Origin of the sequence: Streptomyces sp. NPDC048584 (genome assembly GCF_043199595.1) — a bacterium.
Taxonomy (GTDB): Bacteria; Actinomycetota; Actinomycetes; order Streptomycetales; family Streptomycetaceae; genus Streptomyces; species Streptomyces edwardsiae.
Genome location: NZ_JBICWF010000007.1, coordinates 120,679 through 142,300 on the forward strand (window position 1 = coordinate 120,679; position 21,622 = coordinate 142,300).

Annotated in this window: 10 protein-coding genes and 1 pseudogene; 6 read left to right on the forward strand and 5 right to left on the reverse strand. The window is 71.0% G+C overall.

The genetic code is table 11. The features are described 5' to 3' along the window. Positions 1-4 precede the first annotated feature (4 nt). Positions 5-598, forward strand: coding sequence for a TIGR00730 family Rossman fold protein (locus ACGFR9_RS17375; protein WP_063829365.1), 594 nt, complete (start codon positions 5-7; stop codon positions 596-598). Positions 599-693: 95 nt separating this feature from the next. Further along, positions 694-2,259: an amino acid adenylation domain-containing protein gene (locus ACGFR9_RS17380; RefSeq protein WP_051713985.1), complete on the forward strand. Its 1,566-nt coding sequence runs from the start codon at positions 694-696 to the stop codon at positions 2,257-2,259. 52 nt (positions 2,260-2,311) lie between these two features. On the opposite strand, the gene ACGFR9_RS17385 is transcribed toward ACGFR9_RS17380, so the two are convergent. Then, positions 2,312-2,968, reverse strand: a complete 657-nt coding sequence (locus tag ACGFR9_RS17385) for a response regulator transcription factor (RefSeq protein WP_030229196.1) — start codon at positions 2,966-2,968, stop codon at positions 2,312-2,314. After that, on the reverse strand, positions 2,965-5,058 hold the full coding sequence (locus ACGFR9_RS17390; RefSeq protein ID WP_393208836.1) for a sensor histidine kinase: 2,094 nt from the start codon (positions 5,056-5,058) through the stop codon (positions 2,965-2,967). Before ACGFR9_RS17390 ends, ACGFR9_RS17385 begins: the two co-directional genes overlap by 4 nt. A 598-nt stretch (positions 5,059-5,656) precedes the next feature. Here ACGFR9_RS17390 and ACGFR9_RS17395 point away from each other — a divergent pair. The 4 genes from ACGFR9_RS17395 to ACGFR9_RS17410 all read left to right on the forward strand — a co-directional run bounded on the left by ACGFR9_RS17395 (position 5,657) and on the right by ACGFR9_RS17410 (position 11,568). After that, the gene (locus ACGFR9_RS17395) at positions 5,657-6,625 is read left to right on the forward strand and encodes a helix-turn-helix domain-containing protein (RefSeq protein ID WP_393208839.1); all 969 of its coding nucleotides are present in this window, start codon (positions 5,657-5,659) and stop codon (positions 6,623-6,625) included. 468 nt (positions 6,626-7,093) lie between these two features. Next, positions 7,094-9,886 (forward strand): BTAD domain-containing putative transcriptional regulator, encoded by a 2,793-nt coding sequence (locus tag ACGFR9_RS17400; protein ID WP_393208842.1) that lies wholly within the window; start codon positions 7,094-7,096, stop codon positions 9,884-9,886. A gap of 182 nt (positions 9,887-10,068) precedes the next feature. Further along, a complete protein-coding gene (locus ACGFR9_RS17405; RefSeq protein WP_393208845.1) occupies positions 10,069-10,677 on the forward strand; it encodes a TIGR00730 family Rossman fold protein in 609 nt (202 codons plus the stop codon). A 108-nt stretch (positions 10,678-10,785) separates the two neighbouring features. Next, positions 10,786-11,568, forward strand: coding sequence for a thioesterase II family protein (locus tag ACGFR9_RS17410; protein ID WP_393208848.1), 783 nt, complete (start codon positions 10,786-10,788; stop codon positions 11,566-11,568). A gap of 69 nt (positions 11,569-11,637) precedes the next feature. Here the strand turns inward: ACGFR9_RS17410 and ACGFR9_RS17415 are convergent, their stop codons facing one another. From ACGFR9_RS17415 to ACGFR9_RS17425, 3 genes and pseudogenes are all read right to left on the reverse strand, one after another. Continuing rightward, positions 11,638-12,738 (reverse strand): M20/M25/M40 family metallo-hydrolase, encoded by a 1,101-nt coding sequence (locus tag ACGFR9_RS17415; protein WP_393208851.1) that lies wholly within the window; start codon positions 12,736-12,738, stop codon positions 11,638-11,640. 264 nt (positions 12,739-13,002) lie between these two features. Next, positions 13,003-15,036 (reverse strand): alpha-hydroxy-acid oxidizing protein, encoded by a 2,034-nt coding sequence (locus ACGFR9_RS17420; RefSeq protein WP_393208854.1) that lies wholly within the window; start codon positions 15,034-15,036, stop codon positions 13,003-13,005. A 1-nt stretch (position 15,037) separates the two neighbouring features. Next, positions 15,038-21,619, reverse strand: a pseudogene (locus tag ACGFR9_RS17425) (type I polyketide synthase); the annotation flags it as partial. Positions 21,620-21,622: the final 3 nt, after the last annotated feature.

The following is a 21,622-nucleotide window of genomic DNA, read 5'->3' on the forward strand; positions in this document are numbered from 1 at the left end:
ACTCATGTCAGCGAGCTCGTTCGACACAAGTGAGGCGCGAGCCTCGAAGCGACTGGCCATCTGCGTGTTCTGCGGTGTCGAAGCCGGGCAGGACGCCGGGACACAGCGGCTTGCCGGTGAACTCGGCGCGCACATCGCGGGCCGGGGCCACCTGCTGGTGTACGGCGCCGGCGGCAGTGGTCTCATGGGTGCCGTGGCCAGGGGCGCATCGCGGAGCGGCGGCCCGATCATGGGAGTCCTGCCGGCCTCCCTCCACGAACGTGAGCATGCCGCGGGGGCTCCCGTCCAGACACTGATGCTGACGCGGGACCACACCGACCGCAAGCTGCGGATGATGGCCAGCGCCGATGCCTTCATCGCCCTGCCCGGTGGATACGGCACGCTGGACGGCATTCTCGAGGTGGCGACGCGGGCGCAGCTCGGACTGCATCGCAAACCCCTGGTGCTGCTCGACTCCGGTGGATTCTGGGAGCAGTTCCGAGACCTCATCAGCGCAATCCACCACAGGGGATTCGTGGTGGCCGACACGCCCCCGTTCGAACTCGCGTACACGGTGCAGGAAGCCATGCGCATGGTTGAGGACAAGGTGACGACATGACGAGGCGTTCCGCCCCGGCCACCGCGGCCCACACAGAGCCGGGACACGGCACAGCCGACAGGCGTACGCCTGATGACCCTGCAGCGGAAGGCCGGGTGCCGGCCGCGTGGAACGACACGGTCCATCCACTTCCCGAGCTGAGTCTTTCGCTGCTCTTCGAGGAGCAGGCCACCAGGACGCCGACAGCACCGGCTGTCGTGTACGAGGGCGTCACCCTCACGTACGCCGAACTCAACACACGGGCGAACCGTCTCGCCCGCTTCCTGGTCGAGCACGGAGCGGGGCCGGAGACAGCGGTCGCCGTGGCGCTGCCACGGTCGGTGCTCCTGGTGGAGTCCGTCCTCGCGATCCTCAAAGCGGGCGCGGTCTACTTCCCCCTCGGACCGGAGAACCCCCCGCCGCGCACGGAACTCATGCTGACCAGCGTCCGGCCGGCGATGGTCCTGACACTGCGCCGGGCCGCAGACAGACTCACGCGGGGCGGGACGACCCCGTTGGTGCTGCTCGACGACCCCGACACCGTGCGGACGGTGGCGGCCCAGCCCGGATGGGCACTGACCGACAGGGACCGAGGAGGCCCCCTCACCTCGCTGGGGGCGGCGACGCTGATCTTCACCTCCGGCTCGACGGGTGCTCCCAAGGCAGTGGTGAACTCCCATGCGGGACTCGCCAACCGGCTGTTGTGGATGCAGTCCGTGTTCGCCCTCACCGGGCAGGACCGGGTCCTGCACAAGACGCCGATCGGATTCGATGTCTCCGTCTGGGAACTGCTCTGGCCCCTGTCGGTCGGGGCGACGCTCGTGGTCGCCGTACCCGGGGGACACAAGGACCCCCGCTATCTGGCGCGTCTGATGCGGGACGAGCGCATCACGACCGTGCATTTCGTGCCGTCGATGCTCGGCCTCTTCCTGGAGGAGCCCACGTCGGCTGCGGCCCGAGGACTGCGGCGTGTCGTATGCAGCGGGGAGGCCTTGAGCCCCGCACTGCAGAGGAGATTCCAGGCGCGGCTGAACGTGCCCCTGTTCAATCTCTACGGACCCACCGAAGCGGCCATCGACGTGACCTGGTGGAACTGCGCGGAACAGCGGAATCCGAGGGTGGTGCCCATCGGACGTCCCATCTGGAACACCCGGATGTACGTACTCGACGCGGAGCTGAACCCGGTTCCGATCGGCGAGCCGGGGGAACTGTTCATCTCCGGCACCGGACTGGCACGGGGATACGCGGGCTGCCCCGCTCTCACCGCCGAGCGGTTCCTCCCCGACCCGCACGGTCTCCCCGGCACACGGATGTACCGCACCGGCGACCTTGCACGCTATCGGCAGGACGGGGCGTTGGAGTACCTGGGCCGCATCGACGACCAGGTGAAGATCCGTGGCTTTCGCATCGAACTGGGCGAGGTCGAGGTCGCTCTCGGTCTTTGCGCAGGGGTACGCGGCTGTGCGGTCGCGGCCGTGGAGCGAGCGGGCCGGGACAAGGAGCTCGTAGCCTGCGTCGTGGCGGAGACCGGAACCACACCGGAGCCGGCCGCGCTCCACGCCGAGCTGGCCCGGACGCTGCCGGCCCACATGATTCCCGCCTCGTTCGTCTTCGTGCCGCGGCTGCCGGTCAACCGCAACGGCAAGCTGGACCGGGCCGCCCTCCCCGCGCTGGTCGGCTGACCACCACTGAGACGGCCGGGTGGGTCCCCCCGCGAGTCCGACGGCCTCTTCCTCAGAGGTCTTCCACATCGACCAGGCCGTCCTGGATGGCGCGTGCCACCAGGCTTGCCTTGGTCCGCGCGGGGCGGCCGACGTTCGCGTACTTGATCCGCACCCGGTCCAGATATGAGTTGACCGTCCGAACCGAGATGTTGAGCCGCTGCGCGACCAACTCCTTCGATTCGGACTGGAACCACTCGATCAGAACGTTCTCTTCGCGCGAGGAGAGCCGGGGGCGGTCCGCGCGGGCGTTCGTACCCAGCGCTCCGGCGAGTGCCGGCGGCATGTAGGGACGCTCGTCGGCTGCTGCCAGTGTCGCCTCTACCAGGTGGTCCCGGCCCTCGTTCTTGGTCAGGAACGTCGCGGCTCCCAGATCCAGGCAGTTGACCGCCGTCGCCTCGTCGTCACGCATCGAATACACGACGACCTGCCGTCCTTCGTCGACGAGGCGGCGAAGGCCGCCGAAGGCGGGCCCGCCCTCCTTGAGCTGCAGATCCAGGATGACGACATCGGCCGTACTGCCGGGCGCGGTCCAGGCATCCCGGACCGAGTTGCCGGTCGCGACCACGTTGATCGGCCGCCGCGACGCGGCGCACCATGCCTCCACCCCCGAAAGGATGGCGGGGTGGTCGTCTATGGCGATCACGCTCACCGGGGAGTTGCTCGTCATGTCAGGTCGACTCCGGAGGTGATCGGCGCTTCCCACATCGTTTCCACCCACACACTCCCTCGGTGTGCACCTTTCGCCAGAGCCACCTTCGAGGCCGAGGCGCGGTGGTGCGCCCGAACCAGGTCTCCCGTCCGGCGGCCGTCGGCGAAGTCCTGGCCGACGACACTCACTCGTACCGCCCGAGGAGTCCATACGACGGTCACCCGCGCCGTCGTGCGGGTATGGCCGAGAACCACGGCCACCGGGTCGATCAAATCCCTGCGCACTTCCACAGGCACCTCCTTCCGCCGGCCCCTTATGGCCAGGCTCACCGTCACTCCCTGGTGCTCGGCCACCTCGACGCACGCCCGCAACTCGTTCAGCAACGGGTCGGCGACGGCGTCGCTCTCCGCGAACAACCGGCGCATCCGGGCGGCTTCCACGCCGCACCGCAGCCTGACGTCGTCGTCATGCGGGCTCAGCACACCGTGGCCAAGGCCTGCCAGCAGCGGCACCGTCGTGGCCGTCAGGGCGCGGTAGCGCTCTTTGTGATCACGCTGCATGCCTTCATGGATACGTTCCCGGGTACGCAGTTCTTCCTCCCGTGCGGCCGCGCTCCCCGCTGCCGGCGCCCCGTCATGGAGCAGATGCATCAGCAGCACACCGACGGAGAACTGGAAGCCGCAGGTGGATACGGTCGAGAGACCCATGCCGGTCGACTCGGCGACGGTCGGTGAGCCCAGTACAAACATGGCCAACGTGTTGAGCCCGACATGCGCCCCGAGGAACACCGCGAGGACCCTGACCCGAAGGTCCGCCAGCAAGAACAACGCGTGCCAGCCGATGAGTCCGAACACCCAGTCCTCGGGGCCTGCCAGGCGTTCCGGCGGGAGCGTGAACGCGCCTGTGGCCGAGACCGCCAGCACCGCGCCCACGCTCCATCCGCGCACCCTCGGCGGGATCCGCCTGCCACGCAGCAGATACGCGCCCCCGGTCGCGGCGACGGCGGCGAGACAGATGAAGGCCGATGTCTGTGCCCACGCCGGACCGTACACGTCCTGGTGGGCCGTGAGTTGGCCCAGGGAGACGGTGAACTGCGCCACCAGACTGATCAGCAGTGCCGCCAGTCGGGCCCCTTGAAGCAGCTGGCCGCGGATGAAGCGAACGACAGCTGCGCGCTGTGCCCGTGCGCCGGGCGGACCGGGCAGGCCCGCGGCCCGCGTTCCGTCTGTCGGCGGTGACGCCGGAGGCCGCTCCTGCCAGCGCCACTGAACGCGGGTCCCGGCGCCGGGTCGGGAGGCAACGGACGCGGAGCCTCCGACCGCCTTCATCCTGCCGACGATCGAAGCGGAGATCCCCCTGCGCCGAGCGGGCACGGATTCCGGAGCGAAGCCCCGTCCCGCGTCGGACAGTTCGACGACGACGGCCCCGTCCTCCGTCCACGCCCTCAGCTCCGCTTCGCGTACCCCGGCATGGCGTGCCACATTGGCGACGGCCTCCCGGACCCCGTTGAAGATCGCGAGCCCGGGGCCCGACGGAATCGCCAGCGGGCCGGTGACGAGCAACTTGACCTGGACCCTGGCCTGTCCCACGCCCTCGGGCACACAGCCGAGAAGCACCGAGAGATCAATGCTCTCCGTCCCGAATCCGGGCATGGCGGACAAAGCGTCCAGATCTCGTGCGGCGCGCAGAGGCAGCCATGACCAGTCCTGGTCGTCGCCCTGGGAGACCATCAGCAGCGTCGCGCACGCCGTATCGTGCAGGGTCGCCAGGTGTTCGCGCTCGGTCGCCCGCCGCGCGGCGGCGACCTCGGCCTCCCGGCGCAACGCCGCCCTGGTGGCGGCCGACCGATCGGCCGCCCTGGCCCGCGCCCGGACGATGACATGGGCGCCCCTCGACAGACCCACCTCCACCAGCATGCGTGCCAGGTGCACCGCATCGGCGCCGTGCGCGGGTGATGAGAACATATCGCCCAGCGCGCAGACGACGGCCCCCAACGCGGCCAGGGTGAACCCGACCACCGGACGCGTCGCCCATTCGTGCTGGAAGGTGATGACGCTGATGCCGACGATCGCCTCCACCATCGCATCCGCGACATCGCCGCCGAGCACCGGCTGGGACAGCCCCGTGAGCACCACCACGGCAGCGTCCGACACCAACAGCAGAGTGGGAGGGAGCGGACGGTGCAATGAGCGCAGGCGCACGCAACAGGCGAGGAGAGCCGGCAGGAGCAGAGTCAGCACCAGGGGAACTTTCGCCGGGTCCGCCGAGACGACCCCCAGCGCACCGCAGAGGCAGAAGATGGTGGACCGGAGCATCACTCCGTACCGCTCGAGGGTGAGGGTCACCAGGCGCTCGCTCGACCTGGGTCCCTCCGCACGCTCAACGGGTCCGCCCGGGTCCACCCCGTCCCCCCAATGCCACAAAAGGGTGCTACACCCTCGTCTCTCAGCTCGTCCACGGACCCTAGGACCTTCGTGGGGTCAGGACTGTGTCGTCCGTGCACGGGACTTTGTCCGTGGTGCACGGCCCCAAGTCCCGGTCGCGCCGGGCACGTTGCGGCGCGGAACGGCGAGGTCGTTGCGCGGCGAGAGGGAATCCCGCCAGACTGGAGACGAGAACCGGCCGGGGCGAGAGGGGCGTTGTGGGAATACGGGCCGAGGCGCCGACGGACCGTCACCATGGCCGAGGCGGACGGAGGCCGGTCTCATGAGTCCGGTTCTGGACACCTCGTCCATACCGCCGCAGGATCGGGAGGAAGTGGTCCGGAACGCGGTGTGGGAATCCATGGTCGCGGTCGACATCGACCACGGCCCACCGGCGGAGGACATCTCCGTCCGCATCGGGCTCAACGGTGTCGGGCCCCTCAGGGTCTGTTCGGCGCGGGCGACCGCGGTCACCCTCCGTCGGACCGAACGGCTTGCCCGGGAGGACGAGGAACCGGCCGTCACTCTGGGTGTTCAGATGGCGGGCAGCAGCATGGTGGTGCAGAACGGCCGCCAGTGCCTGCTGAGTGCGGGAGACTGCGCCGTCTTCGAGTCGATCACCCCCTACACACTGCTCTTCGACGAAGGAGTCGACCACCGCTTCATCCGTTTCCCCCGGGCCGCACTCGCGCTCCCCGACCGGTTGTTACGAGACGTCACCGCGGTGCCCCTGGGACCCGGCAACCCCGTTGCGCGCCTCGCCTTCACCTACTTCTCCCAACTGGCCGTCGCCGACGAGTTGCACCAGGGCCCGCACGGCGAAGCCGCCGTGCAGCCCAGCGTCGAGCTCCTGCGTGCGGTCCTGACGACCCAGCACGGCAACTCCGTCCTGGCCAGGGCGCCTTTGAAGGCGACGCTCACCCTGCGCATCACGCAGTACATCCAGGAGCACCTGGCTGATCCGGCTCTGTCGGCGGCCCGGATAGCGGCCGCGCACGACATCTCCGTACGGCAGCTCTACGTTGTGCTCTCGCGCTCGGGAATCAGCCTCGGCGACTGGATCCGTGCCCGCCGCCTGGCGGAATGCAAACGGGAGCTGGCCGGCCCGAACGGCCGGCTGCGGACCGTCGCGGCGATCGGGCGGAGCTGGGGCTTCGTGGACGCGACCCACTTCGGCAAGGTCTTCAAACGGGCCTACGGAATCTCACCGCGGGCCTGGCGCGAACAGAACCACCCTCGCCCCTGGACGTGATGGTCTCCGCACGGTCACGCTTCGCGTCTCGGGTACGCCGCCGGTCCCGTAGCGGCGAACCGCAGCGCTGAGGGGCCAGGCCTGTTCCGTGTGGGGCGAACGACCGGCACACCCGGCGCCGCGGCCGGGCTACTGTGCCCGTCGTACCGGCTGACTCAGGCAGCCGACGCCGCCAGGATCTGCCCGGATCGAAGTCGATGGCGGCGATCCCGCCGCCTCGGAGAAGGCAACACCCGTCCCGGCGCCACGACGCGGCCTTGTGGGCCGCGGACACTGCCGGGCCGTGGTCACCAGACAGGGACACACCAACGGAGCGTCATGAACCTGCGGGGGCAAAGCACGGACCAAAAGGCGTACTTCGCGCTTCTCGGCCGATTCGAAGTCACACGGGGAAGCGTGGTCGCGGAACTCAGGGCGCGAAGATCGAGACTTCTGCTGGCGGCACTGGTGTGCAGGGCCGGGGAGACGATGAGCATCGAGGACATCATCGACGTGGTGTGGGGTGAGGATCCCCCGGCGACTGTCCGCAGTCAGGTCCAGATATGTGTCTCCGCAGCCCGTCGAGCCCTGGCCGGTGTCGGGATGGGCGACACTCTGAGAACGCACCCCTTCGGGTACGCGCTGATGCTCGAACCGGGGCAGCGGGACATCGACGACTTCGCCCGCCTCGTCTCCGAGGCGCGGGCGGCGTCGGACGCCGGTCACTACGAAGTGGCGGTCCGCAGCTACCGCGGCGCTCTGGATCTCTGGCGGGGACCGGCCCTGAGTGGGCTCGACAGCGATGTGCTCCACAGGAAGGCCGTGGCTCTTGACGAGGAGCGCCTCACCGTCCTGGAGGAGTGCATCGACGTGGAGCTGCTGCGGGGCCGAGAACGGAAGCTGCTTCCCGAGTTGGTGAACCATGTCTCCGAGAATCCCTTGCGCGAGAAGCTACGAGGGCAACTCATGCTTGCGCTGCACCGCGCCGGACGACGTACCGACGCCCTTCAGGTGTACCGCGAGGGCCGTGACCGAATGGTCAACGACCTCGGCCTGGAACCCTCCGACGAACTCCGCCGCCTCGAAAGCGGAATCCTCAACGATGCACCGGAACTCGCCCCCGCGTACACGCAGTCGGCCGGTGTGTCCGTGCCGAGACAACTGCCCCCGCTGATGGACCACTTCGTCGGCAGGAACGATCTCACTCGATCGCTCGGCGCCCTACTGGACCGTCCATCGGCGACGGGCCGTCCCGGCACCCGCGCGGTCAACGTGTACGGCCGGGGCGGGGTGGGCAAGACGTCGCTCGCGCTCCACATCGCCTACCGGCTCGCACCCGAGCACTTCGTCGACGGTCAGCTCTACTACGACCTGCACGGCAGCGGGCCGGCCGCGGTCCCGCCGGCTCGGGTCCTGGACCACTTCCTGCGCACCCTGGGGGTGTCGCCCTCGGATATCCCGAAGGGTCTGGACGAACGTGCCTCCATGTTCCGTAGCCATGTCGCCGGGCGCGACATGCTGCTGGTTCTCGATGACGCCGCCGACGAGGCGCAGATACAGCCCTTGCTCCCGGGCGGACGGGACTGCGCCGTGCTCGTGACCAGCCGCACGCCACAGACGGGCATTCCCGCGCTGCACAACGTCCGGCTCGATGTGCTGACCCCTCCGGAGGCGCTCGAACTGATCGGGAGGAGCGTCGGCGAGAAACGCCTCCGGGCGGAGCCCTCTGCCGTCGCCGAGGTGGTGCGACATCTCGACGGCCTGCCGCTGGCGCTCAGCATCGCCGGAGCCCGGCTCGCCGCCGCGCCCCACCGGCCGGTCTCGTCCATGGCACACCGGTTTCGGGACGAGGGGCGGCGGCTCGACGAACTCATGCGTGGCGACCAGGCCGTGCGCACGACCATCGCCTCCACGTATGACGGCCTGCGCCCCGAACTCCAAGGGCTCCTGAGCCGACTGAGCCTTCTCGGCGTGGACACGGTCCCCGGTTGGATGGCCGCGGTGGTGACCGGTCGAGGCACGGAGGAGGCCCACGACCTGCTGGACGAGGCCGCTGCGGCCCAACTGCTCGCACCCGTCGAAGCGGAACCCGACGACACCCCCCGCTATCGCATCCCCGGTCTGATCCGCCTCTTCCTGCGGGAAGCCGCCGGCCGCCTCGCCGTGGCAGAGCGTCAGGAGGTCGTACGTCGGATCGCCGGCGCCTGGCTCGCGCTGCTCGATCGCGCGCACAGCCAACTCCATGGCGGCGACTTCGCCCGTGTACGGGGGAATTCGCCCAGGCGGGAGCCTCCTGAGGACGTCGTCCGCGATGTGCTGACGGATCCGTTGCGATGGATGGACGCGGAGCGCCCGGGACTGCTTGCCGCGGTCGACGCGGCCAAGGAGTACGGACTCGACGAGGCCTGCTGGGACTTGGCGGTGGCTCTGGTGACCCTCTTCGAGGTGCGTTGTTACCACGACGACTGGAGAAGGAGCCACGAGACGGCCCTGGAGGTGGTGCTGGAAAACGGGAACGTACGTGGAGAGGCGGTGACACGCTGCTCGCTGGGGTCCCTCTACCTCTCGCAGCGGCACACCGAGCGGGCACTGCCGTACGTGGAGAAGTCGCTGGCCCTCTTCGAAGAGCTGTGCGAAGTGGAAGGGATGGCCCTGGCCACGCGCAATATCGCGCTCTGCAGACACACTCAGGGAATGCTGGACACAGCGCTGCTCGAATACGGCCGTGCGGCCGATCTGTTCCGCGACGCGGGTGATCCGGTCGGTCAGGCTCATGTCTGGTGCAACCTGGCCCAGATCCACGTGGCGAAGGACGACCCCGGTCTGGCGGAACAGCAGTTGACGGCGGCGCTGGACACCTGCCGGAAAGCAGGCAGCTCCCGAGTGGCCTCTCAGGTTCTGGTCCGGCTCGGTGAACTGCGGCTGGGGGCAGGGCGACCGGAGGTCGCGCTGGCACATTTCCGCGAGGCGCTGTCCATCGTTCGGACGCAGGCCGATGAAGTCGGTGAAGGGCATGTGCAGCGAGGCCTGGGCACCGCACATCTGATGCAGGGCAACCTTGCGGAGGCGGCCCACTGTTTCCAGAGGGCGCTGTCGATCGCGGACGTCACGGGCAGTCCCGTCGAGGCGGCCCGTACGAGGGGCAGCCTGGGCGAGGTGTATCTCGCCCAGCGTCAGTTCCAACGAGCCAAGGCACTTCTGATTCAGGCGGTTCCAGTGCTTCAGCAGCATCGGGACGCGGCGGGAGCCAGGTTCCATCGGCTGTTGGAGCGACTGCCCTGAACAACTCCCCCCGGGACGGGAGCCGGCCTGCGGCCGGGAGAGGGACGTGTGGGGAGTCGATCTCGTCGCGATAGGCCAGGAATAGTGCTCCGACGAGGATATCGCCGCAGCCGAATCCGGCATCCGGACGACCGTCTCGACGGAGTCGTCCCACCACTCTTCGACACATCAGGAGGTCTTGGATGGCAGGCGACAGGGAACCCGGCACGGTCACCGGACACGGCGGCGGCCTGGCGGTAGCGGTCTTCTGCGGCGCTCGGACCGGCCACCTGCCGAGCGTGATCGAGTGCGCCGAGGATGTCGGCGCTCTCCTCGGCACCCGCGGGCACCGTCTGATCTACGGCGCCGGCGGGGTCGGAGTCATGGGGGCAGTGGCACGCTCGGCGCAGCGCCACGGCGCCCCGGTCACCGGAGTGATACCCCGCTTCCTGCGGGAGCTGGAACGCGACGACATGGCCCCCGAGCAGGAACTGGTGGTCACCGAGGACATGTTCGAACGCAAGAAGGTCATGTTCGACATGGCCGACGCGTTCCTCGCCCTTCCCGGAGGCTACGGCACTTTGGACGAGGTCATCGAGGTCGTGTCCCTCAACTACCTCGGACGGAACCCCAGGCCCTTGGTCCTGCTGGGCGTCGACGACTTCTGGACGCCGCTGCTGCGCACCCTCACCGCGGTGCAGGACCGTGGATACACACGCGACTCCACTCCCGCACCGTTTGAGATCGCCGACGATCCGGCTGCGGCCATCGCGGCCGTGGAGAAGATGTCCGGACTGTACGGCAGACAGTAGCCGGGGCACCCGGCGGGGCCCATCCGCCCCGGGACGTAAGTGCGTCACCGGGTTCTTCGGCCGCTTTGCCGGCCTCTTTCAGGGAACTCAGAACGAGGTGAGCCCAGCATGAGCGTCGCCGTACGAAGGCAGGACCGCAGCGGTTGGATACGTCAGTACCACGAGCCCGCGGCCGGCGGACCGACCCTGGTGTGCTTCCCGCATGCCGGAGGGTCGGCCGCCGCGTACTTCCGGCTCTCGGCGGAACTGTCGCAGGCGGCGGAAGTACTGGTCGTGCAGTACCCAGGCCGCCAGGACCGCATGGGTGAAGCCGCTGTCGACGACGTCAGGGAACTGGCGGACCGGGTCTGCGAGGCCCTGATGCCATGGAGAGAAAGAGCGTTGGCGCTGTTCGGGCACAGTATGGGATCGGTCGTGGCGTACGAGACCGGACTGCGCCTGCAGCACGGACCGGTCGGCATGTCACCCATCGGACTCATCGCCTCCGGCCGGACCGCTCCGTCGGTCAGGCGGGACCGGGGCCTGCACCGCAAGGACGATGCGGGCATCATCGCCGAAATGGCCGAGCTGTCCGGGACGGACCCTGCCCTCCTGAACGACGCGGAGATGCTGGCCGTCGTGATCCCACCCATGCGATCGGACTTCCGGGCGGTCGAGACGTACCAGAGCGACCCGGGTACGAGGCTCCGGTGCCCGATCACCGCCTACGGCGGGGACGTCGACCCGCACGTGTCACATGACGACCTCGTCCGCTGGGGTGAGCACACGGCGTCCGCGTTCGCCACGCGTCTCTTCCCAGGCGGTCACTTCTATCTTCAGCAAGGGCTGTCCGAGGTCGTGGCGGCAGTAAGGAGGGATCTCGACGGCTTCAGGGCGGGACACCTGGAATGAGGGCCCGCCCCGGCAGGGAAGGAAGGGACCCGATCGCGCATGCGGATCGTGCCGCGCAGACCGTGCGGGTCACACCCTCGCGCTCGGGGCGGCCCCCGCGCTTCCCGAGGAGCCGGACACCGTCCTGGCTTCGGCATGGGCCACTACGGCATCGAGCAGGACCTGAGCCCCCTGCACGAGCAGGCGCTCGGGCGTGTACTCGCGGGGGGAGTGGCTCACGCCCCGGGCGCTGGGCACGAAGACCATGCCGGTCGGGACGTGCGCGCTCATCACTCCGGCGTCGTGGCCCGCATAGCTGTAAAGGCAGCCGGCGGCACGCCCCGTGCCGAGCGTCACCTTCTCCAGCAGTGCGCGCATGCCGTCGTCGAAGTCGACCACCGGTTTGTGCGAGAGCAGGCGGTGCTCCATCGTGCACCCCTCTTCCCGGGCGATCGTTCTCGCCCGCTCCAGGACCACGTCGGCGCACCGTGTGAGCGACTCCTCGTGCGGCGCCCGGATCTCGAGGACCATCTGTGCCGCGCCCGGGACCACGTTGGGGGCGCCCGGATCCAGTGTCAGCGTCCCGATGTTCCCGACGACGGAGTCGTGGACCGAGCGGAGGAGCTCCTGGGTGACGGCCGCTGTACGCACGAGAGCCCGGCCGGCGTCCTTGCGGAGTGGAAACGGAGTGGTCCCGGCATGATTGGGTTCGCCCACCACACGGATCAGATGCCGGTCGACACCGACGATGCCCTCGACCACACACAGCTCCTGGCCCGCTTCCTCCATGCGAGGGCCCTGCTCGATGTGCAGCTCGATATAGGAGTCGATCTGGGCCAGATGAGGGCTCCGGCACAGAGCGGTGGAGCCGACCATGCCGCCGGAGGACTCGGGTCGGGCGCCCTCCTCGTCCCAGAAGCTCACGATCTCCAGGCATCGCGCGGCATGGTGGCCGTGTTCGTGGAGGGTCGTCAGCACCTCCATGGCGGCCATGACCCCGTAGGCTCCGTCCAGCCGGCCGCCGGCGGGCACGGTGTCGGTGTGCGAGCCGAGAAGGAGCCTGCCGTCGCCGGCTCCGGGAGCGTGACCGAAGACATTGCCGACCTCGTCGGTCCAGGACTCCAGCCCCTGCGCGTGCAGGTGCTCCGCCATCCACCGTCGGGCCTGCAGATCCGCTGCGGAACCGGCCACGCGGTCCACGCCCCGATCGGGGCGACCTCCGAACGTGGACAGACGATCGAGGCTGTCCAGTAGTCGCTTGCCGGATATTTTCAGTTTGTTCACGGCACTCGGCCTTTCTGTCCACTCTTGCGGGACCGGCGATCAGCGGAGGCGAATCCGTCCGTCGATACGTGAGCCGAGTCTCCGGAGCCGGCTATCGGTCGCGTATCGAGGGGCGATCGTTGCCGCACCGCACCGCACCGCACGGGGCCTGCGCAGGTCCTACGGTGGTGCTCAGGGACGGTGCACGCCGGGGGTTCCCGGCGGGTTGACGAGTTCCGCGGTGACGTCGGCCACGCAGGCGCAGCCCGCCAGTGCCAAGGCCAGGTCGAGATCCGCCAGCAGGCAGCGCAGCACATGCTCTACCCCGTGCTGTCCACCCAGGGCGAGTCCGTAGACGTACGGCCTGCCGAGCAGGACCGCGTCCGCTCCCAGCGCGAGCGCCTTGAGTACGTCGGAGCCGGTCCGGACCCCGGAGTCGAGCAGTACCGGAGCGGCGTCGCCCACTGCCGCGCGTACCGCCGGCAACGCGTCCAGGCTGGCCACACTGCCGTCGAGTTGGCGCCCGCCGTGATTGGAGACCACCACGCCGTCCGCTCCGTACTCCAGTGCCAGCCGGGCGTCGTCGGGGTGCAGCACGCCCTTGACCAGCACGGGCAGCTCGGTGAATCGGCGAAGCCACGCCAGATCGTCCCAGCTGAGTGCCGGGTCGGTGGCGGTGCCCGCCCAGTGCGCGAGGACCGCGAGGCGGTCGGCGTCCGGGGGCAGAGTCGCGCGGAAGGCGGGGTCGTCCGTGTAGTTGGAGACGCCGATGCCCTGGAGGAACGGTGAATGGGCGGCGTCCAGGTCCGCCGGCCGGTAGCCGAAGCTCGGGGCGTCGACGGTGACGACCAGCGCCGTGTAGCCGCTCGCTTCCGCCCGGCGTACCAGGGACTCTGCCACGGGTCGCTCCGTGGGCAGGTACAGCTGGAACCATCGTGGCTCGGGACCCGCCGCCGCGGCGACCTCCTCCAGCGTCCGGGAGGCGAAGGAGGACAGGACGAACGGCAGGCCCACCGCCGCGGCGCCGCGGACGGTGTCGAGTTCGCCCTGGGGGTGGACCGCCCCCAGGGCGGCCACCGGGGCGAGCAGTACCGGCGAGGGCAGACGCCGGCCGAGCAGGCACACCGACATGTCGCGCCGAGCGGTGCCGCGCATCATCCGTGGCACCAGCCGCAGCCGGTCGAATGCCTCGCGGTTGTTGCGGGCGCTGACGCCGGTGCCCGCATTGCCCGAGACGTAGCCGAAGGCGTTCGGCTCCAGCACTTCGCGTGCCGCGTCCTCCAGCCGGGTCAAGTCGGTGGAGAGCGGCGGACGGCTGCCCCGCAGGCCTGCCAGGAGTATGTCCTTGATCAAGTCGGCGGGGGCCGCGGACGCAGCCGGCGGTACGCCGACGGTGCCCTTCTTGCCGTCCTGGGCGCCCCCCAGGTCCTGGGCGGGTCGGGCTTCCCCGCGGATGTACCGGGTGAGGAGCGACACGGCGGGGGAGGCCGCGTCGGTCAGGGAGAAGTGGCCGCCGGGCAGCCGCTCGAGCCCGCACCCGGCGGTACTGTGCCGTGCCCAGTCCCGTACCTGGGATGCCGAATTCTTGGGATCCCCCTCGGCCAGGAGCACCGTGACCGGGATCGGCAGAACGGCGTCGGCCGGGGCGCGGTAGCGGCGCAGCGCCCGGTGGTCGCCGCGCAGGACCCTCACCAGTTCGCCGACCGTCTCCGGATCGTCGAGGAGCGGTTCGGGCACGCCGCCCAGTCGCCGCACCCCCGTGACGACCTCGCTGTCGGTGAGCCCGTCCAAGTCGGGTTCCTGCCAGTCGTGGGAGGGCGGCCGGGCGGCCGAGACGAACAGCCGCGCGACGGCGTCCCGTTTCGCCAGCAGGCGGGCCGTCTCGAAGGCGACCAGAGCGCCCATGCTGTGGCCGAGGAGGAACAGCCGTCGGCCGGTGTACGCGACCAGTTCCGCCGCGGCCCCCTCGGCGAGCTCCGCGACGTTCTCGGCGCACGGCTCGGCGCGCCGGTCCTGCCGGCCGGGGTACTGGACGGCGAGCAGCCCGATGTCCTCGGGCAGCGCCGCGGCCACCGCGGAGAAGGCGTTCGCGCCGCCGCCGGCGTGCGGAAAGCACACCAGGAGCGCGGAGCCGGGCCCGGCCTCCCGGAAGGTGCGCAGCCACCGGGAGGGTGGGGCTGACGCCGAGGCCTGGGGCTCCGTCTGTGTCATATCGGTCGTCGGCACGCTACGCGCCCTCCGTCGTCGGGTTCAGCTGGGTCAGCAGGGTGTGCAACCGCTCGCTCGCCGCCGCGCGCTGGGCGTCGCTGAGCGGAAGGCCGGCCACGCGCGCCTCGATCCGGGAGATGCCGTCGAACACCTCGAGGGCGGCATCCGCGCCGCCTGCGTCGTCGCCATCGACGTCCGGCAGTTGTTCTCGCAGGTGGACGACCAGATCGGCCGGCGTCGGAAAGTCGAAGACGAAGGTGGCGGGCAGCCTGATTCCGGTGGCGGCGGCAAGCCGGTTGCGCAGCTCCACGGTGGTGAGCGAGTCGAAGCCCGCCTCGTCGAAGGTGCGGTCGGGCTCGACGGCCGAGGCCGAGGCATGACCGAGCACCGATGCGATCTCATGGAGCACGGTATTCAGCAGGTGATCGCCGCCGTCCGCCGGGGCGCCCGCCGGGCCGTCGGCCACGGTGGCCGTCACGCCGACGGCGGGGCCGGCGGCGCGCGGGGAGGCGCCGCCGAGCAGGCCCTCCAGCAGCGGAGGCACAGTGCCGTCGGCGGTGCGCCGCGCACGCAGGCCCTCGACGTCCCACCGCCCGGCCACGGCCACCGGCCTGTTGCGGCGGAGCCCGGCGTCCAGCAGCTCCAGGCCCTGCCCGGCGTCCAGCGGCACCACTCCGCCGCGAGCCATCCTGGCGAGGTCCGCGTCGCTCAGCGAGGCGCCCATGCCGCCCTCCCCCCGCCACAGGCCCCATACCAGTGAGATGCCGGGACGTCCCAGCGAACGCCGGTGCTCCGTCAGGCCGTCGAGGAACGCGTTGCCGGCCGCATAAGCGCCCTGCCCGGGAGACCCGAGCGTGCCGGCGAGCGACGAGCAGACGACGAACACGGAGAGGTCGAGGTCCTCGGTGAGTTCGTGGAGATTGAGGGTCGCGTCGATCTTGGGGCGCAGTACCCGGTCGAGCCGGTCCGGCGCCAGGGAGCCGAGGAGCCCGTCGTCCAGGACCCCCGCCGCGTGGACGACGCCGCCGATCCGCACCCCGTCCCCGGCGAGTTCGGCGAGGGCGGCCGTCAACGCGTCGCGGTCGGCCGCGTCGCAGGCCACCGTATGGACCCGCGCCCCGGTCTCACGCAGCGCGACCAGGTCCCGCACCGCGTCCTCGCCGGGCGCGCCGCGGCCCATCAGCACGAGCTCGCGCACGTCGTGCCGGTCCACCAGGTGCCGGGCGACGAGCCGGCCCAGCCATCCGAGGCCGCCGGTGACGAGGACGGCCCGGGAGGTGTCCCACGGACCGTCCTCGTCGGGGAACTCCAGTACGACCTTGCCGATGTGCCGGGCCTCGCTCAGGTACCGGAACGCGTTCGGCGCGTCGCGGATGTCCCACGTCGACACCCGGGGCGGGGTGAGCGCGCCCTGTCCGAAGAGCTCCTGGAGGACGGTGAGGATATCGTGGATGCGGTCGGGGCCGGGATCGCGCACGTCGTAGGCGAGGTATGCGACGCCCGGGTGCTGCCCGGCCACGCTCTCGCGGTCACGCCGGTCGGTCTTGCCCATTTCCAGGAACCGGCCGCCGCGCGGAAGCAGACGCAGCGACGCGTCGGTGAACTCTCCCGCCAGGGAGTTGAGCACCACGTCGACCCCCCTGCCCCCGGTGGCGTCCAGCAGGCGCCGCTCGAATCCCAGGTCACGGGAAGAGGCGATGTGCTCTTCGGGCAGTCCCGCGGCGCGCAGCGCGTCCCATTTGGCCGGTCCGGCGGTGGCGTACGTCCGCGCGCCGAGATGCCGGCCGATCTGGAGTGCGGCGGTGCCCACACCTCCGGTGCCGGCGTGCACGAGCAGCGACTCGCCCGCGCGCAGCCCCGCGAGGTCCACCAGGCCGTAATAGGCGGTGAGATAGGCCACCGGGACGGCTGCCGCCTGACGGAAGGACCAGCCGTCGGGGAACCGGCAGACCAGCCGGTGGTCGGTCACCGCGACCGGACCGATGCCGTGGAACAGCCCGGTGACCCGGTCGCCGGGGCGCAGGGCGGTGACACCCGGGCCGGTCTCCAGGACGACCCCGGCACCCTCGCCGCCCTGTCCCGGTCCGGCCGCGGTCCCGTCCACGGAGGCGGGGACCACGCCCAGCGACAGGAGAACGTCACGGAAGTTCAGGCCCGCGGCGCGCATCCGCACCCGGATCTGACCCTCGGTGAGCGGGGCGTCCGCCTCGGGCCAGGGCCTCAGGGACAGATGGGCGAAGGTCTCCTTGCCGACGTAGTCGAGGTGCCAGTGCGGGCTGCCGGCCGGCGGGCGCAGCGCCGTGTCCGGCTCCGACGCAGTGAGGACCGGCCGATGGGCGACGCCGCCACGCACGGCGAGTTGTGGCTGGGAGGAGGCGAGCACCGCGGCCAGGACGCGCCGGGAGCCGGGCGTGCCGTCCTCGTCCAGCAGCAGGAATCGGTTCGGGTGCTCGGCCTGCGCCGAGCGCATCAGGCCCCAGACGGCACGGTGGGCGAGTGCGGTCGTGTGCTGCTCGCCCCCGACGGTCACGGCGTCGCGGGTGAGCACCGCGACGCGGGTTTCGGCCAGCCGGTCGTCGGCGAGCACCGCCTGCACGGCGGCCAGTACGTGGCGCACGGCCGCGTGGACGCCATCGGCATCCGCACGGCTGCCGGGCGCCGCGGTCGGACAGGGCACCAGGAGAAGGGCCGGGGCGGGCTCGTCCACGGCGGTGAGTGCGGCGATGTCGTGGTGCACCTGCGGGGTGTCGCGGAGTGCGTCAGTGCTGAGCGCCGACGCGAGGTCGACGGCGGGGCACGGTTCGGCCCCGACGAGGGCCGTCGGCGGTGCGAGCACCGCCCAGCGGCTCGTGTCCGGCGCGACGGCCGTGCCGGACAGCGGTTCCCACGAGGGAAGCAGCAGGCCGTCGCGGCCACCGGCCCCGGCGTCCGCCGTGAACGGGCGCACCGTCAACGAGTCGACCGACATGACCAGCTCGCCCGAGGTGTCCGTCGCGGTGATGCTCACCGCGTTCGGGCCCGCCGGGGCGAGCCTGACGCGCAGCTTCGCGTCGGCCCGCGCGAGCACGCGAACCCCGGACCACGAGTACGGCAGCCAGGTCCCGTCGTCCGCTTCGCCGTCGGTCAGGCCGCCGAGAGCGATCGGGTGCAGGGCCGCGTCGAACAGGACCGGGTGCACGGCGAAACCGTCGTGGCCGGGCTGCCGTTCCGCGGACAGCGCCACCTCGGCGAAGACCTCCCGGCCGCGCCGCCACATCGCCTGAACGCCGCGGAAGGCGGGGCCGTATTCCAGGCCCTGCCCGGCCAGCCGGTCATAGAAGCGGGCCGTGGGCACACCGACGGGTTCGGCGCCGGGCGGCGGCCACTCCTCCGGGCCGGCCGTCAGGCACGTGGCGGCCCCGGCCGCCTCGCCCGTCACGGTGCCGTGGGCGTGCGTCGTCCAGGTTCCCGGCCGGCCGGCGCCCCCTGGCCGGGAGCGCACGGTGACGTCCCTCCGGCCGGATTCCGCGTCGGCCGCGAGGAACACCTGCAGCTGGATCTCCACATCGTCCGGTACGACGAGCGGGGCCCGCAGGACGAGTTCTTCCACCACCTCCAGGCCCGCCTCGCCGGCAGCACGCAGCGCAAGGTCGAGCAGTACGGTGCCGGGCACCAGAACCTCGCCCGCCACCCGGTGGCCGGCCAGCCACGGATGCGCCCCGAGGGAGAGGCGTCCTCTCAACAAGCGTGACCCGTCGGGTAGTTCGTCGACACCGTCGAGTATGGGGTGATCCACGGCGGTGAGCTTGTCGGAGTGCGCGGCACCGACGCCCGGTGAGCCTTCCAGCCAGTAGGGGCGGCGCTGGAAGGCGTACGTCGGCAACTCGACACGGCAGGCGTCCTGGCCGGCGAAGACCGAGGCCCAGTCGACGGCCCCGCCGCAGGCGTGCAGCCGGGAGAGAGCGGCCAACGCGGCGTCCGGCTCCGGAGTCCGCCGCCGGAGAACCGGTATCAGTGCGTACCCGGCCCCTGCGGAGTCGGCTCCGTCCTCGGTGAGGGATTCGGCGGCGATCGACACGAGGTCGCCGGACGGGCCGAGCTCCAGCAGCCGCGTGCAGCCGAGCTCCGTGAGGCAGTCGAGGCCGTCCGCGAAGCGAACCGTATGACGCGCGTGGCGTACCCAGTACTCGGGATCGGCCAGTACGGCCACGTCCTCGGCGCGCCCGGTCAGGTCCGAGACGACGGTGATCCGCGGCTCCCGGAAGTCCAGGCGCGAGGCGACAGCCCGGATCTCATCCAGGGCGGGTTCCATCAGGGGCGAGTGGAAGCCGTGGCTGACGCGCAGCCGGGTGGCCTTGCCGCCGGCTGCCTCGAAGGCCGTGACGGCGGCTTCGAGGGCGTCGCGGTCGCCCGAGAGTACCGTGGCGGCCGGGCCGTTGACGGCCGCCAGGGAGATCCGCTCCTCCAGTCCGGCCAGCAGGGCGGTCGCCTCCTGCTCGGAGGCACGCAGCGCCACCATCGCTCCGCCCGACGGCAGCCGCTGCATGACGCGGCCCCGTACGGCGGCGAGTTCGGCGGCATCCTCGAGTGAGAGCACCCCCGCGGCGTGCACGGCGGCGAGTGCTCCCACGGAGTGGCCGAGGACGGCGTCCGGCCGCACGCCCCAGGACGTCAACAGCCGGTACAGGGCGACTTCGAAGGCGAAGAGCGCCGGCTGGGTGTACTCGGTGCGATGCAGCGGGCCGGCACCGGGGGAGTCCTCCGCTGCGAAGAGCACGTCTCGCAGTGGGCGTTCCAGATGTGGGTCCACGGCGGCGCAGACGTCGTCGAAGGCCGCCGCGTAGGCGGGGAACGTCCGGTACAGCGTCCGGCCCATGCCGGCCCGCTGGGACCCCTGCCCGGCGAAGAGGAACGCGGTCCTGCCCGCGGCGGCGCGGCCGCGGATCACGTCCGGTGCCGGGGTGCCGACGGCCACTTCCCGCAGCCGGCGGAGGAGATCGTCCCGGTCCGTGGCGAGCAGCACCGCGCGATGGGGCAGACCGCTGCGGCCGGTTGCCAGCGAGTAGCCGACGTCGAGCAGGCTCCCGGCCTCTGACCCGGGGTCCGCGCCGGAGGCGAGGTGCGCGTGCAGGCGCCGGGCCTGCGCGCGCAGCGCGGCCTCGTCGGCCGCGGAGAGCGGGCAGGGCACGGTGGGCAGCGGCGGCGCCTCCCGCTCGCGCCGCTGCCGCGGCTCCGGTGCCTGCTCCAGGATGACATGGGCGTTGGTGCCGCTGATGCCGAAGGAGGAGACGGCGGCCCGTCGCGGACGGTCGCGTTCGGGCCAGGGGATCGACTTGTTGAGGAGCGCCAGCGTGCCGGCGGACCAGGCGACATGCTCGGTGGGCACGTCCGCGTGCAGCGTCTTGGGCAGGACACCGTGCTGCAGGGCCATCGTCATCTTGATGACGCCACCGACGCCGGCAGCTGCCTGGGTGTGCCCGAGATTCGATTTGAGGGAACCCAGATACAGGGGCTGGTCCGCGGTGCGTGCGCTGCCGTAGGCGGCCTGCAGCGCGTGGGCTTCGATCGGGTCACCGAGGGGCGTGCCGGTGCCGTGCGCCTCCACCGCGTCCACCTCGGCCGGGGACAGGCCCGCGCTGGAGAGTGCCTGCCGGACGACCCGCTCCTGCGCCGGCCCGTTCGGCGCGGTGAGTCCGTTGCTGGCGCCGTCCTGGTTGACGGCGGAGCCCCGCACCACGGCCAGTACCGGGTGGCCGTTGCGCCGTGCGTCGGAGAGCCGCTCGACGAGCAGCAGTCCCACGCCCTCGGACCATCCGGTACCGTCGGCCGAGGCGGAGAACGCCTTGCAGCGGCCGTCCGGGGCCAGGCCGCGTTGCCTGCTGAACTCGACGAACGGCGTCGGTGTGGCCATCACCGTCGCGCCGCCCGCCAGGGCCAGGGAGCATTCACCGCGGCGCAGCGCGGCGCAGGCCAGGTGCAGAGTCACCAGCGAGGAGGAACACGCCGTGTCCACGGTGATGGCCGGTCCCTCGAACCCGAAGGTGTAGGCGATGCGCCCGGAAGCCACGCTGCCCGCGCTGCCGATGCTCAGATACCCCTCGTACTCCTCCGCGGAAGGGGAGATCCGGGTCATGTAGTCGCCGTACATGGTGCCCACGAAGACGCCGGTGGGCGTGCCGCGCAGCGACGCTGGGTCGATACCCGCACGTTCGACCGCCTCCCACGAGGTTTCGAGCAGGAGCCGCTGCTGCGGGTCGATCGCCCGTGCCTCGCGGGGCGGGATGCCGAAGAACTCGGCGTCGAACTCCCGTGCGTCGTAGAGGAATCCGCCTTCCCTGGTGTACGACGTGTGCGGGGTGCCGGGATCCGGGTCGTACAGCCTTTCCAGGTCCCAGCCCCGGTCGGCGGGGAACGGGCCGACCGCGTCCACCTCGTCGGTGACCAGCTGCCACAGCTCCTGCGGGGACGTGATGCCGCCGGGATAGCGGCATGCCATCGCGACGATCGCGATCGGTTCGGTCTCACGCTCGGTGAGGCGGTTGTTGAGGGCCTGGAGCCGCTCCTTCTCCTTGAGCGCGGCCCGCAGTGCGTCGACGACTTGCTGTGGTGCGGTGGACGCCATCGA